The sequence below is a fragment of the Microvirga lenta genome, from assembly GCF_020532555.1.
GTDB lineage: Bacteria > Pseudomonadota > Alphaproteobacteria > Rhizobiales > Beijerinckiaceae > Microvirga > Microvirga lenta.
In genome coordinates, this window is record NZ_JAJBBR010000001.1 from 527,872 (window position 1) to 541,995 (window position 14,124).

General features: G+C 67.0%; 14 protein-coding genes. 13 read left to right on the top strand and 1 reads right to left on the bottom strand.

Features of this window, described 5'->3' with window-relative positions; genetic code table 11:
* Window positions 1-6: 6 nt before the first annotated feature.
* Window positions 7-750, bottom strand: coding sequence for an endonuclease III (gene nth, locus LGR44_RS02755; RefSeq protein ID WP_226736943.1), 744 nt, complete (start codon window positions 748-750; stop codon window positions 7-9).
* A gap of 20 nt (window positions 751-770) precedes the next feature.
* Here nth and LGR44_RS02760 point away from each other — a divergent pair, with 20 nt between their 5' ends.
* From LGR44_RS02760 to dapB, 13 genes are all read left to right on the top strand, one after another.
* Window positions 771-1,280, top strand: coding sequence for a DUF2244 domain-containing protein (locus tag LGR44_RS02760; RefSeq protein WP_226736945.1), 510 nt, complete (start codon window positions 771-773; stop codon window positions 1,278-1,280).
* A 1,596-nt stretch (window positions 1,281-2,876) separates the two neighbouring features.
* Window positions 2,877-4,655, top strand: a complete 1,779-nt coding sequence (locus LGR44_RS02765) for a heparin lyase I family protein (RefSeq protein WP_226736947.1) — start codon at window positions 2,877-2,879, stop codon at window positions 4,653-4,655.
* A 188-nt stretch (window positions 4,656-4,843) separates the two neighbouring features.
* Window positions 4,844-5,266 (top strand): MerR family transcriptional regulator, encoded by a 423-nt coding sequence (locus tag LGR44_RS02770; protein WP_226736949.1) that lies wholly within the window; start codon window positions 4,844-4,846, stop codon window positions 5,264-5,266.
* Window positions 5,267-5,338: 72 nt separating this feature from the next.
* Entirely contained in the window at window positions 5,339-6,235 is an 897-nt protein-coding gene (locus LGR44_RS02775; protein ID WP_226736951.1) for a methylated-DNA--[protein]-cysteine S-methyltransferase, read from the top strand.
* 397 nt (window positions 6,236-6,632) lie between these two features.
* The gene (gene dnaK, locus LGR44_RS02780; RefSeq protein WP_226736953.1) at window positions 6,633-8,549 is read left to right on the top strand and encodes a molecular chaperone DnaK; all 1,917 of its coding nucleotides are present in this window, start codon (window positions 6,633-6,635) and stop codon (window positions 8,547-8,549) included.
* Window positions 8,550-8,678: 129 nt separating this feature from the next.
* Window positions 8,679-9,818: a molecular chaperone DnaJ gene (gene dnaJ / locus LGR44_RS02785; protein WP_226736955.1), complete on the top strand. Its 1,140-nt coding sequence runs from the start codon at window positions 8,679-8,681 to the stop codon at window positions 9,816-9,818.
* A gap of 66 nt (window positions 9,819-9,884) precedes the next feature.
* The gene (locus LGR44_RS02790; RefSeq protein WP_226736958.1) at window positions 9,885-10,508 is read left to right on the top strand and encodes a class I SAM-dependent methyltransferase; all 624 of its coding nucleotides are present in this window, start codon (window positions 9,885-9,887) and stop codon (window positions 10,506-10,508) included.
* A 23-nt stretch (window positions 10,509-10,531) separates the two neighbouring features.
* Entirely contained in the window at window positions 10,532-11,251 is a 720-nt protein-coding gene (gene pyrF, locus LGR44_RS02795) for an orotidine-5'-phosphate decarboxylase (protein WP_226737110.1), read from the top strand.
* Between the two features lie 22 nt (window positions 11,252-11,273).
* Entirely contained in the window at window positions 11,274-12,071 is a 798-nt protein-coding gene (gene blaOXA / locus LGR44_RS02800; RefSeq protein ID WP_404809897.1) for a class D beta-lactamase, read from the top strand.
* A 52-nt stretch (window positions 12,072-12,123) separates the two neighbouring features.
* A complete protein-coding gene (locus LGR44_RS02805) occupies window positions 12,124-12,414 on the top strand; it encodes a DUF1330 domain-containing protein (protein WP_226736962.1) in 291 nt (96 codons plus the stop codon).
* A complete protein-coding gene (locus LGR44_RS02810) occupies window positions 12,414-12,719 on the top strand; it encodes a DUF1330 domain-containing protein (RefSeq protein WP_226736964.1) in 306 nt (101 codons plus the stop codon). Before LGR44_RS02805 ends, LGR44_RS02810 begins: the two co-directional genes overlap by 1 nt.
* Complete coding sequence (locus LGR44_RS02815; protein WP_226736966.1) at window positions 12,716-13,291, top strand: GNAT family N-acetyltransferase; 576 nt, start codon at window positions 12,716-12,718, stop codon at window positions 13,289-13,291. Before LGR44_RS02810 ends, LGR44_RS02815 begins: the two co-directional genes overlap by 4 nt.
* A gap of 11 nt (window positions 13,292-13,302) precedes the next feature.
* The gene (gene dapB / locus LGR44_RS02820) at window positions 13,303-14,109 is read left to right on the top strand and encodes a 4-hydroxy-tetrahydrodipicolinate reductase (RefSeq protein ID WP_226737112.1); all 807 of its coding nucleotides are present in this window, start codon (window positions 13,303-13,305) and stop codon (window positions 14,107-14,109) included.
* Window positions 14,110-14,124 lie beyond the last annotated feature (15 nt).

A 14,124-nucleotide genomic window follows, 5' to 3' on the forward strand; every position in this document is an offset into this window, starting at 1 on the left:
CCTCTCCTATCCCAGCGTCTTGTCCGGATAGCGGCACAGGTCGCTGATCGGGCAGCGCCAGCACTCGGGCTTGTGCGCCTTGCACACGTAGCGGCCGTGCAGGATCAGCCAGTGATGGGCGTGGAGCCGGTATTCGTCCGGGATCAGGGCCTCGAGCGCCACCTGCGTGTCCAGCGGCGTCCTGGTGACGGCGAGCGGGATGCGGTTGGTGACGCGGAAGATATGCGTGTCGACCGCGACGCGCGGATCGCCGAACGCGATGTTGACCACCACGCTCGCGGTCTTGCGCCCGACGCCCGGAAAACTTTCCAGGATCTCGACGGAGTTCGGCACCTCGCCGCCGAATTCCTCCACCAGCCTGCGGGAGAAGGCGATGACGTGCTTCGCCTTGGTGTTGAAGAAGTTCAGGCTCTTGATGTGCGCCTTCAGCCCGTCCTCGCCCAGGGCCAGCATCTTCTGCGGCGTATCGGCAATGCGGAACAGCTCGCGGGTGGCCTTGTTGACGCCCACGTCCGTCGCCTGGGCGGAGAGCGCCACGGCGACGAGCAGCGTGTAGGGATTGGTGTGTTCGAGTTCGCCCTTGGGCTCCGGCATCGCCTCGTGGAAGCGGCGGAAGATCTCGATCATCGTCGTCCGGTCGACCGGCTTGGGCGCGCGGGCGCGCGGCGTTTTGGCCGCACCCTTCGCGGGCGCGGCGGGACTTGCCTTCGGTTTGGAAATACGGCGGGGTGACCGCTTCAGATCGGACATGTCTGCGTTATATCTGGACTATGGCAAGCGGCAAGCTGACATCGGCGGACTCCGAGCGGTTCGAGCGCCCCGTCTTCTCGGCCGTGATCCGGCCGCACCGGTCCCTGAGCCCGCAGGGCTTCAGGATCGTGATGGTCCTCGTGTGCCTCACCTCCCTGGTTGCCAGCATTCCCTTCCTCGTCATGGGCTTCTGGCCCGTGGCCGGCTTCTTCGGCCTCGATTTCCTCGGCCTCTATATCGCGTTCCGGGTCAGCTACCGACAGGGCGAGGCCTTCGAGCTCCTGGAACTGACGCCGATCCGCCTTCTCCTGCGCAAGGTCACGCACCGGGGCGAGGTGCGGGAATGGCGCTTCAATCCGCTCTGGACCCGGGTGAACCGGCAGGAGGACGACGAGTTCGGCCTGCAGGAGCTGACCCTGACCTCCCGTGGCCAGAAGGTGGTCTTCGCCCACGACCTCTCCCCGCCCGAGCGGGAATCCCTGGCCGATGCCCTCGGCCGGGCTCTGGCGGATGTGAAGCGGGGCTATTGAGCCGCGGTCCGTTTGCGCGAGGGCGCGCCGCGAGGTCTCGGACGAAGGGACAGCCGGGAGAAGGCAAGAGCCGGTATGGAACATGAATCTCCTTTCTCGGCTCTGCGGAGAATCGGCACCGACACAGGTATGGAACGAGGCTGGAAAAGGCACGGGTTTTCGGGCTCCGGGCGTGCTGCGCGGAACCGTGCGGGATCGAGGGGTCGCGAGGAGCGAACCGGCTCGAAGGGTGGTGGTGGAGATGGAGAAGAGCCGGATGGCCCCTCGCGCACGGTTCTTTTCAGGCGAACAGGCGGCGCTGGTCCGTGAACGGCCGCAGGCGAACGCCGCACGCCTGGTGCGGCCGGGCCTGCGACCCGCTCCGGCCCCAGGGCTTGTGCCTGGGCCTCCTGCCGCAGGAGGGTGCGTTCCCCTCCGGCGCAGGACCGTGTCCGGTCCCACAATCACGACGCCTCGCGAGCGCGCCCCTCGGTGGACCGGACACGAACGATATAGCTTAGCTTGGCACGAGTGTCAAGAACAAAGTGGGAACATGATCCGCCGTCCACCAGACGCCCCGCTGTCATCCCCGGTGCATGAAGTGCGGGAAGGGGATCCATTCTTCGGCTGGTGCGATCGGTGGATTCCCTTCCCCTCCGCTGCGCTCCGGCCGGGAATGACAAAGGTGTGCACTGCCGTCATTCCGGGACGGCCGCAGGCCGGACCCGACCCGAAGGGCCGCGCGAAGCCGGAAACCCATAGCCGCTGACGGCGCAGAACGAGGCGGGACGCCGTTCATCCCTTCGGATGCATCGGTGTTTATGGGTTCCGGGCTCCGCTGCGCGGCCCCGGAATGACGGCGTGGAGACACCCAACGCCGCTTGAAGGCGTGGATGGCCGGGACAGGCCCGGCCATGACGGGGTGGCGCCAACCTGCTCTCCTCCCCCTTGTGGGGAGGAGGTGGAGGTGGGGGTGTGAGCGATAGCCTATGAAGGTTCGGCGCTCACACCCCCACCCTGGCCCTCCCCACAAGGGGGAGGGAAGGAGGTCGCGCTGAGCACCGCTTCATCCGGCAGCCTTGCCCCCTCACCCGGATCTGCTCGCCTGTTGAGTATCCCACGCCTGGTCCACGGGGCGAAGAGCGCCGGTGGACGCTTCGATGCCGCTGCCGCCCTATCCCTGCTCCCTTGCCGCCTGCCGAGCGGCGGCCGGATACCCCCAAATAGCCGGAAGCAGCCGGCGAATCTCCTTGCGCGTGCCTTCACACTCGCGAATCGCCACTTGGAAGCGGGGCGCGTCGCGGCCGAAAGACACAATGCCGCCAAGTTTACGCCACACCGAGCCCGGCATGTAGACCAGCTTCAGACATACTCCGTCCACAGAAGATCAACCTGGCGCAAAATCACAAATAACTGTCCAAATATCGCAAGACACCTTTTCGGGAGCCTGGGTATTCGACGGTCGTTCGCTTGAATTATTTGGTTCAAGCATCCCACCCGCCGGACAGACTGTTTTAATTCTATAACCAGAATATTTGTCTGTCCGAACCAAGTATAAGTCTGAAATTAATACTTCAAGAACCCTCGCAAAAGAGGGACATGAAGGGGCACAATCCAATGACATTTTCAGCGTCTCAATGGCGTCCGACCACCTATGACAACGACACGTTCGTCATGGACAACTACGCTTTCATGGTCAGCGCCGAGTACAATCACAGCTTCGCCTACAACCCCACCAGCGACATCTACCGCTTCGAAGTGCGCAAGGGCGACCAGTTCTCCTCCTCGCGCTTCACCGACGTGGCCGGCTCGGAGCGCTCCGAGATCAGCCAGTCCCTGCGCCAGTCCATCGGCGGCGCCGCCAGCCACTTCTCGATCGCCTACGACTTCATGATCGAGCCGGGCTCGGCCAACACCGCCAAGTGGATGTCGCTCGGCCAGCTCCATTCGGGCATGAACAAGTCGGGTCCGTTCGACTTCGGCCTGCGCGGCGACGAGAGGCTGTCCTTCGTGATCCGCTCCGACAGCGGCGAGCGCGAGATCGAGCTGCCGTCGAACATCAAGCGCGGTCACTGGTACGACATCAAGATCGACGTGAAGTTCGCCCCCTCGGGCGGCGGCTACGTCAACGTCTGGCTCGATGGCCAGAAGGTGGTGAGCTACACCGGCGCGGTAGGCTATTCCGGCCAGAGCACCACGCACTGGAACATGGGCGTGTACCGCTCCTCGCCGTCCGGCGGAGAGACCATCGCCTACAACGTGAAGTCGCCGGATCTGTCCTATGGCACCAGCGCCACGGCCGCCAAGCACGGCGCGCCCACCGACACCGCAACCCCGGCCCCCACGCCGACGCCGACGCCCACCCCCACTCCTACCCCGACGCCGACGGCTCCCTGGGCCGAGCCGACGACGGGCGAGACCATCAACGGCACCACGGGTAACGACACCCTTGTCGGCACCAGCAAGGCCTCCAAGATCGTCGGTGGAAACGGCAACGACACCATCGCGGGCAAGCTGGGCTCGGACGCGCTCTATGGCGGCGCGGGCGCCGACATCTTCGTGTTCGATACGGCCCTGGGTTCGACCAACGTCGACAGCCTGATGGACTTCACCCCCGGCACCGACAAGATCCACCTCTCGAGCGACATCTTCAAGTCGCTCTGGGTGCAGGCGCTCGGCAAGGACGTGTTCAAGGTCGGAACGGCGGCGGCCGATCACAACGATCACATCATCTACAACCAGACCACCGGCGAGATCTTCTACGACGCCGACGGCAACGGCAGCGGAGCCAAGGTGCTCTTCGCCAAGGTGAAGCCCGGCACGGCGCTGTCGCACACGGACTTCGTGACGGTGGCGGGCACGGTCTCCGCACCTGCACCGGCACCTGCACCGGCACCGGCGCAGCCGGAGGCGACGCTTCCGTCCAACCCGGCACCGACCCAGCCGAGCACCACGATCACCGGCACGGCCGCGGGCGAGGATCTGTTCGCCCCGCAGGGCGACATCGCCCACACCATCATCGGCAACGGCGGCAACGACCGGATCGACGGCAATGGCGGCAACGACATCCTGACCGGCGGCGCCGGCAGCGACACCTTCATCTTCGACGACGTCCTCGGACCGTCGAACGTCGACACGATCACCGACTTCACCCCCGGGGTCGACAAGATCATGTTCTCGTCGAAGGTGTTCACGTCGCTCTGGGTGCAGGAACTCGGCAAGGACGTGTTCAAGGTCGGCACCAAGGCGCTCGATCACAACGACCACATCATCTACGACCAGAGCACGGGCGTGCTGTCGTACGATGCGGACGGCAACGGCAGCGGCGCGGCGGTTCAGTTCGCCAAGGTCACGCCGGGTCTGGCGCTGTCGGCCTCGGACTTCTTCACCATCTAACCCATGCATGAGGGCAGCCCCGCCCCCGCCCAGGCTGTCCGATGGCAAAAGGCGCCCGACCCTTCTCGCGAGGGGCCGGGCGCCTTTCCTTTTTGCCGAGCCGCGTCGGGCGCCGGCATCGGGCTCTTCTTTCCATCCATCGCGAAGGAGCCTACATGCTCCAGCGGCTGGAGGGTCGAGAGGAGACGATGAACATTTCCATCGGAGAGCTGTCGCGGCAGAGCGGGGTGAAGGTGCCGACGATCCGCTATTACGAGCAGGTCGGGCTCATGCCCGCCCCGCCCCGCACTGAGGGCCAGCAGCGGCGCTACGGCCAGCCGGAGGTCTCGCGGCTCAACTTCATCCGCCATGCCCGCGAGCTCGGCTTCGAGGTCGAGGCGATCCGCGAGCTTCTCGCCATGAGCGGGAATCCGGACCAGTCCTGCGCCGAGGCCGACGCCATCGCCCGCCGGCACCTCGCCGAGGTGGAGCGGCGGATCGCGCAGCTCACGGCCCTGCGAACCGAACTCCAGCGCATGGTGACGGAATGCAGCCACGGCCGCGTCGGCGAATGCCGGGTCATCCAGGTCCTGGGCGACCATGGCGAATGCGCGCATGAGCGGCACCGTTGAGAGCCCCCGCCACAGGAAACGGGTGTCGGTCCGTGCCGGGATCGCTAGGATGGGTCTCAAGAGGATAAGCCCATGCTCGATACCCTGCGCGACATCACCATCGAATCCTCCGCCGTCGACCTGCCGGAGGGGCCCCAGGCCGATTACGAGCGGGTCCGCCGCATCATCGCGTTCATCTCGGAGCGCTGGCGCGAGCAGCCCTCGCTGGAGGCCATCGCCGACCATGTGGGTCTGTCCACCACCCACGTGCACCATCTCTTCCGGCGCTGGGCCGGCCTGAGCCCCAAGGCGTTCCTCCAGGCGATCACCCTCGACAACGCCAAGGCCCTGCTCGCGGCCTCCGCCAGCGTGCTCGACACCGCCTACGAGGTCGGCCTGTCGGGGCCGGCGCGGCTGCACGACCTGTTCGTCACCCACGAGGCCATGACGCCGGGCGACTACAAGGCCGGCGGCGCCGGGCTCACCATGCGCTTCGGCTTTCACCCCTCCCCGTTCGGAGAGGCAATCCTGATCGGGACCGAGCGGGGCCTCGCGGGCCTCGGTTTCGTGGACGACGGCGACCGGCAGGCGGCGCTGGCCGACATGACCCGCCGCTGGCCCAAGGCGGAATACGTGGAGGACGAGGCGGCCACGGCCCCGCTCGCCCGGCGGATCTTCGATCCGTCCCGCTGGCAGTCGGAACAGCCCCTGCGGGTGGTCCTGATCGGCACCGATTTCGAGGTCCGGGTCTGGCAGACCCTGCTGCGCATCCCCCGCGACCGGGCCACCACCTATTCGGACATCGCCCGCCACATCGGCAAGCCCTCGGCCTGCCGGGCCGTCGGGGCCGCGGTGGGCAAGAACCCGATCTCCTTCGTGGTCCCCTGCCACCGGGTGCTGGGCCGCTCCGGCGCACTCACCGGCTACCACTGGGGCCTGACCCGCAAGCAGGCGATCCTGGGCTGGGAAGCTGGGGCGTTCGGAGGGTGAGCTTTGGACGTCATTCCGGGGCGGCCAGAGGCCGAGCCCGGAACCCATAGCCACCAACATTTCAGGAAAAGGACGCCCTGCGCTCTACTCCGTTCTGCAGCGCCGGTGCTTATGGGTTCCGGGCTCTCGCAACGCTCGCCCCGGAATGACGGCGGTGGCACTCCGCGAGATCACCCTCCCCCCTATTGCAGACCTGCAACAGCTCCCGGCTCCGACGGATCGAGGTGAAACAAGCCCCCATCATCGTCTTGCAGCCCCGAAAACCCCTTCTTATATCAGCGCCAGCACAGGGGCGGCCCCAGCGGACGCCTCCTGTCGATCGCATGTTCAACGAAACAGCCATGGGCCGAGCTGCTTTTAGGGCTCGGCGGTCTGCTTGAAAGTGAGGGATCCCGCCATGGGTAAGGTCATTGGTATCGACCTCGGCACCACCAATTCCTGCGTCGCCGTGATGGAAGGCTCGCAGGCCAAAGTCATCGAGAACGCGGAAGGCGCGCGGACGACCCCGTCCATCGTGGCCTTCACGGACGAAGGCGAGCGCCTCGTCGGCCAGCCGGCCAAGCGCCAGGCGGTCACGAACCCGGAGCGCACCTTCTTCGCCATCAAGCGCCTCATCGGGCGCACCTTCGACGACCCCATGACCAAGAAGGACATGGGCCTCGTTCCCTACAAGATCGTCAAGGGCGGCAACAACGACGCCTGGGTCGAGGCCGACGGCAAGACCTATTCGCCATCCCAGATTTCCGCCTTCACCCTTCAGAAGATGAAGGAGACGGCAGAGGCCTATCTCGGCCAGCCGGTGACGCAGGCCGTCATCACGGTTCCGGCCTACTTCAACGACGCCCAGCGCCAGGCCACCAAGGACGCCGGCAAGATCGCCGGTCTCGACGTGCTGCGCATCATCAACGAGCCGACGGCGGCCGCTCTGGCCTACGGCCTCGACAAGAAGCAGCACGGCACGATCGCGGTCTACGACCTCGGCGGCGGCACCTTCGACGTGTCGATCCTCGAGATCGGCGACGGCGTGTTCGAGGTGAAGTCCACCAACGGCGACACCTTCCTGGGCGGTGAAGACTTCGACATGCGCCTCGTCGAGTACCTCGCGGCCGAGTTCAAGAAGGAGCAGGGCATCGACCTGACGAAGGACAAGCTCGCCCTGCAGCGCCTGAAGGAAGCCGCCGAGAAGGCCAAGATCGAGCTCTCCTCCGCCAGCCAGACCGAGATCAACCTGCCCTACATCACGGCGGATGCGTCGGGTCCGAAGCACCTCGCCATGAAGCTCTCGCGCGCCAAGTTCGAGTCGCTCGTGGACGACCTGGTGCAGAAGACCATCGAGCCCTGCCGCAAGGCGCTCAAGGATGCCGGCCTCTCGGCCGGTCAGATCGACGAAGTGGTTCTCGTCGGCGGCATGACCCGCATGCCGAAGATCCAGGAAGTCGTGAAGAACTTCTTCGGCAAGGAGCCCCATAAGGGCGTGAACCCGGACGAGGTCGTGGCCATCGGCGCCGCGGTCCAGGCCGGCGTGCTCCAGGGCGACGTGAAGGACGTCCTGCTCCTCGACGTGACCCCGCTCTCGCTCGGCATCGAGACGCTCGGCGGCGTGTTCACCCGTCTGATCGACCGCAACACGACGATCCCGACGAAGAAGAGCCAGGTGTTCTCGACCGCCGAGGACAACCAGAACGCCGTGACGATCCGCGTCTTCCAGGGCGAGCGCGAGATGGCCGCGGACAACAAGCTGCTCGGCCAGTTCGACCTGATGGGCATTCCGCCGGCCCCGCGCGGCGTGCCGCAGATCGAGGTGACCTTCGACATCGACGCGAACGGCATCGTGAACGTCACCGCGAAGGACAAGGCCACCGGCAAGGAGCAGCAGATCCGCATCCAGGCCTCGGGCGGCCTCTCGGACGCCGACATCGAGAAGATGGTGAAGGACGCCGAGGCCCATGCCGCCGAGGACAAGAAGCGCCGCGAGCTGGTCGAGGCCCGGAACCAGGGCGAGAGCCTGATCCACGCCACCGAGAAGTCCCTGAAGGAATACGGCGACAAGGTCTCCGAGTCCGACAGGCAGGGCATCGAGACCGCCATCGACGCGCTCCGCCAGGCCCTGGCCGGCGAGGATGCCGAGGTCATCAAGGCCCGCACCACGGACCTGATGCAGGCTTCCATGAAGCTCGGCGAAGCCATGTACCAGGCCCAGCAGGGCGGCGGTGAAGGCGGCGGCGAGCAGGCCGAGGGCGAAGCCCCGAAGGACGATGTCATCGACGCCGACTTCCAGGAAGTCGACGAAGGCGACAAGAAGAAGCGGGCTTAAACCACATACGACGTCATCCCCGGGCTCGTCCCGGGGATCGCGTATCCAAGGGGCGCTCCTTTTTACGATTGCGACGGCCGGGTCCGCCCGGCCGCGACAATGTCGGAGGCCTAGGGGCAAGGCGAAAAAATGTCCAAGCGCGATTATTACGAGGTTCTCGGCGTCTCGCGGACCTGCACTGAGGCGGAGATGAAATCCGCCTTCCGCAAGCTGGCGATGCAGTACCATCCCGACCGCAATCCGGGCGATCAGGAAGCCGAGGTCAAGTTCAAGGAAATCAACGAGGCCTACCAGACCCTCTCCGACGCGCAGAAGCGGGCGGCCTACGACCGTTTCGGCCACGCCGCCTTCGCCAACGGAGGCGCGGGCGGTCCGGGCTTCGGCAACGATTTCTCCGACTTCATGTCGGACATCTTCGAGAATTTCTTCGGCGAGACCCGCGGACGCGGCGGCGCCCGCGGCACCGGCGGACGCGAGCGCGGCGCCGATATGCGCTACAACCTGGAAATCTCTCTCGACGAGGCCTTCCACGGCAAGACCGCCGAACTCAAGATCCCGACCTCCATCACCTGCGAGGTCTGTTCGGGCAGCGGCGCGAAAGCAGGCTCGAAGCCCAAGACCTGCCCCACCTGTGCGGGCGCGGGCCGCGTGCGGGCCACACAGGGCTTCTTCTCCATCGAACGCACCTGCCCGAACTGCCACGGGCGCGGCGAGATCATCGACGATCCGTGCCCCAATTGCGGCGGCGCGGGCCGCGTGACGCGCGAGCGCACGCTGTCGGTCAACATTCCGGCCGGCGTCGAGGATGGCACCCGCATCCGCCTGGCCGGAGAGGGCGAGGCGGGCCTGCGCGGCGGGCCGCCGGGCGATCTCTACATCTTCCTTTCGCTGAAACCGCACCCGTTCTTCCAGCGTGACGGGGCGGATCTGTTCTGCCGCGTGCCCATCTCGATGGTGACCGCGGCGCTCGGCGGCGAGTTCAACGTGCCGACCCTCGGCGGCACCGACGCCCTGGTCAAGGTTCCCGAAGGCACCCAGTCGGGCAAGCAGTTCCGCCTGCGCGGCAAGGGCATGCCGGTGCTGCGCTCGCGCGACGTGGGCGACCTCTACATTCAGGTTGTTGTGGAAACTCCGCAGAAACTCACCAAGCGCCAGCGCGAGCTCCTGATGGAGTTCGAACAGGAGTGCTCCAAGGAGAATCACCCGGAAAGTTCGGGCTTTTTCACCCGGGTCCGTGAATTCTTCGACGGGTTGAGTGGATCCACTTAACTTGACGGTCGTTTTCTTTGAGTTCTAAAGAACCCTTGTGATCCGCCCGTTTGAGGGGTCCTCTCAGTGCTTCAGTCTTTCCAACGGCCCAGGCCCCGGAAATTGCCAGTCGGCAAGGACCGATTCGAAGATGAAGCCCGTTTCCTCCGCTCTTGGCTGGAACGGCCGCTCGTGGTGGGGGCAGTCATGCCCTCCGGCAAGGCTCTCGCCCGCACCATGGCGGCCTTCGTGGACCCGCGGGTTCCCGGCCCCGTCATCGAGCTCGGCCCCGGCACCGGCCCCGTGACCGACGCCTTGATCCGGCGCGGCGTGGCGCAGGACCGGCTCGTGCTGGTCGAGTACAGCCCGGATTTCTGCCAGCTCCTGAAGCGGCGCTTTCCCAAGGCCACCATCGTCCAGGGCGACGCCTACGACCTGCAGGAGACCCTGTCCGGCGTGCTGAACGAGCCGGCCGCGGCGACCGTTTCCAGCCTGCCGCTCTTCACCAAGCCCATGGACCAGCGCCTCGACCTGCTCGAGCGGGCGCAGGCCATGATGCACCCGGACGCTCCCTTCATCCAGTTCACCTATGCGGTCGTGCCGCCGATCCCGGCCCGGTCGGAAGCCTACAAGGCTCGTGCCTCGAACCGCATCTGGCGCAATCTCCCCCCGGCCCGGGTCTGGGTCTACAACAAGGCGAACGCACCATGATGAGTCCCGCAATGCCCCTTCGTATGGATACCACTCCGGCAGGGGACATTCGCGACAAGCTCATCATCGGCCTCGATGTTCCCTCGGTCGACGAGGCGCGGCGGATCGTCGGGCGCATCGGAGACGCGGCCACCTTCTACAAGATCGGCTATCAGCTCGCCTATGCGGGCGGCTTCGACCTGGCGCGGGACCTGATCGCCGACGGCAAGAAGGTCTTCCTCGACCTCAAGCTCCACGACATCGGCAACACGGTCGAGGAGGGCGTGCGCTCCGTCGCCCGCCTCGGCGCCACGCTGCTCACGGTTCACGCCTACCCGCAGACCATGCGGGCGGCCGTGGCCGGCAAGGCCGGCTCGCCCCTGAAGATCCTGGCCGTGACGGTGCTGACCTCCTACGACGAGCAGGACCTCCTCGAAGCGGGCTACGCGCCCGGCACGAAACCGGCCGATCTCGTGGCGCGCCGCGCCGGTCAGGCGCGCGATCTCGGCGTCGACGGCATCGTCTGCGCCGCCCCGGAGGCGGAGCGCGTGCGCGCCGTCGTCGGACCCGACCGCCTGATCGTGACGCCGGGCATCCGTCCGGCCGGCGCGGATGCGGGAGACCAGAAGCGCGTGGTGACGCCCGCCGAGGGCATCCGGCTCGGCGCCGACCATCTCGTGGTGGCCCGCCCCATCGTCAAGGCGGCGGATCCGCGCGCGGCGGCCGAGGCCATCGTGAACGACATCGCCCAGGCCGCCGCCTGACGCAGCACCGATGGCTTTACCGATGCGAACCATGCGAGCCGCCCTCGTGCTGGGCCTTCTCGTGCTGTCCGGCCCGGCCCTGGCACGCACCTGCACCCTCATCGCCGACGCCGAGACCGGCCGTCTCCTGCAGCGGATCGGCGAATGCGGCATGCGGGTCAGCCCCGCCTCCACCTTCAAGATCGCGCTCGCCGTCATGGGCTACGACAGCGGGTATCTGAAGGGTCCGCACGACCCGGCCCTGCCCTATCGCCAGGAATACGCCGCTCCGATGGAGGGCTGGCGCAAAACCACCGATCCGACCGCGTGGATGCGGGATTCGGTGGTGTGGTACTCCCAGGAGCTCACCCGCGCCCTCGGCCAGGAGCGGTTCGCCAATTACGTGGAGCGGCTGGCCTACGGCAACCGGAACGTCACCGGAGATCCCGGCCGCGACAACGGCCTGACCCATGCCTGGCTGAGCTCCTCCCTGCGCATCTCGCCCCTGGAGCAGGTCGTCTTCCTCAGAAAGCTCCTCAGGCACGAACTGCCCGTCTCGCCGCAGGCCATGGACGCGGCGGCAGCGCTGCTGCCGACCTTCGCGGCCGACGACGGCTGGACCGTGCACGGCAAGACCGGGACCGGCCTGCGCATGACCGTGAGCGGCAAGCGCGACCGCAACCGACAGTTCGGCTGGTTCGTCGGATGGGCGAGCCGGGGCGAGGACCGGTTCATCTTCGCTAGGCTCGTGACCGACCATCCCAGAGGCAAGGGGCCGGCCGGGTTCCACGCCCGCGACACCCTCGTCGACGAATTGCCGGAGCTGCTCGACGGCTATTGACGCCGGGGCCGCGCTGGCGTTCGTTGCGCCATCCCGATCGAAGGACCCGCCCATGCCGAAAGCCTATGTCATCGCCCGCGTCACCGTAACGGACCCGGAAGCCTATGCGGAATATGCCAAGGGGGCGACCGAGGCGATCGCCAAGTACGACGGCAGGCCCCTTGCGCGCGGCGGCGCCTACGAGGCGTTGGAGGGCGAGGCGCGGCCCCGCAACGTGGTGATCGAATTCGACTCGATGGAGCAGGCGCGCCGCTATTATCATTCGCCCGAATATCAGGCCGCGAAGGCGAAGCGCGACGGCGCCTGCGTGGCCGAGTTCGTTCTCGTGGAAGGAGCCGAGTGATGGTCAAGGGATACTGGATCGGCCGGGTCGATGTGACGAACCCGGACGCCTACAAGAACTACGTGGCGGCCAATGCGACGGCCTTCGCCAAATACGGCGCCCGCTTCCTGGTGCGCGGCGGCGCGCTCAAGGCCGTGGAGGGCGAAGCCCGCGCCCGCAATGTGGTGATCGAGTTTCCGAGCTACGAGGCAGCCCTGGCCTGCTGGGACTCGCCCGAATATCAGGCCGCCAAGGCCGAGAGGGACGGACACGCGGTTGCCGACATCATCGTCATCGAGGGCTATGACGGGCCTCAGCCCGCATGATCCCTGAGGCGTACACGATCCGCCTCGGCCGCATGGACGATCTCGACCGTCTCGCCGAGGTGGAGCGCTCCGCCGCGATCACGTATTTCGCCGCCCTGGGGGCCATTCCCGACCCTTCCGAGGTGGTGCCGCCTCGGATCCTGACGGCGTGCTGCGACGCCGGCCTCCTCTGGGTCGCGGCCGACCGGCATGACGTCCCGGTCGGCTTTCTGGCGGCCCAGACCGTCGATCTCTGTCTTTTCGTGAAGGAAATGAGCGTCGCGCGCGAGCACCAGGGCGCCGGTCTCGGACGGCGGCTGATGCAGGCCGCCATGGACCATGCGCGGGAGGCGTCCTTTCCGGCGGCGGCCCTGACCACCGACCGGCTCATTCCGTTCAACGGCCCCTTCTATGAAAGGCTCGGCTTCGTCGCGGTGCCGGCCGGCCAGGCCTCGCCGGGGCTCCGGAACCTCCTCGAGAGCGAGATTGCCGCCGGATTCGATCCCGCACGGCGGATTTTGATGATCAGGCGGCTCGCAGCTTTGCAGGACCGGGCCGCCCCGCTATATCCAGAGCCGTTGAAGGAGAGCTGAGCATGACCGAGATGCGACTCGTCGTGGTGGGCGCGGCCGGGCGCATGGGGCGCATGCTCATCAGGGCCGTGGCCGAAGCGGAGGGCTGCCGCCTCGCGGGCGCCATCGAGCGCAAGGGATCGGACGCGGTCGGGCAGGATGCCGGGCTGCTCGCCGGAACCGGCTCTCTCGGCGTCCCGGTGACGGACGATCCGCTCCCCGTCTTCGCTCAGGCCGACGGCGTGCTCGACTTCACGGCTCCGGCCGCGACGGTGGCCTTCGCGGCGCTCGCCGCCCAGGCCCGCATCGTCCACGTGATCGGCACGACCGGCCTGCAGGAGGCGGATTTCGCCAAGCTGGAGGCGGCGGCGCGCCATGCCCGCATCGTGCAATCCGGCAACATGTCCCTCGGCGTGAACCTGCTCGCCGGCCTCGTGCGCAAGGTCGCGGCGACCCTGGGCGAGGATTTCGACATCGAGATCCTGGAGATGCACCACCGCATGAAGGTGGATGCGCCCTCCGGCACCGCGCTCCTGCTCGGCGAGGCCGCCGCGGAAGGCCGCAGGATTTCCCTGAAGGAGCGCTCGGTGCGCAGCCGCGACGGGCATACGGGCGCGCGGGTGCCGGGCGATATCGGCTTCGCGACCCTGCGCGGCGGCTCCGTGGTCGGCGACCATTCGGTGATCTTCGCCGGCCAGGGCGAGCGCCTTGAACTCTCCCACCGGGCGGAGGACCGGGGCATCTTCGCCCGCGGCGCCGTCAGGGCCGCCCTCTGGGGCTTCGACAAGAAGCCCGGCTACTACACCATGGCCGACGTGCTCGGCCTCAGCAGTTTGTAACCCGACCCGCCATTT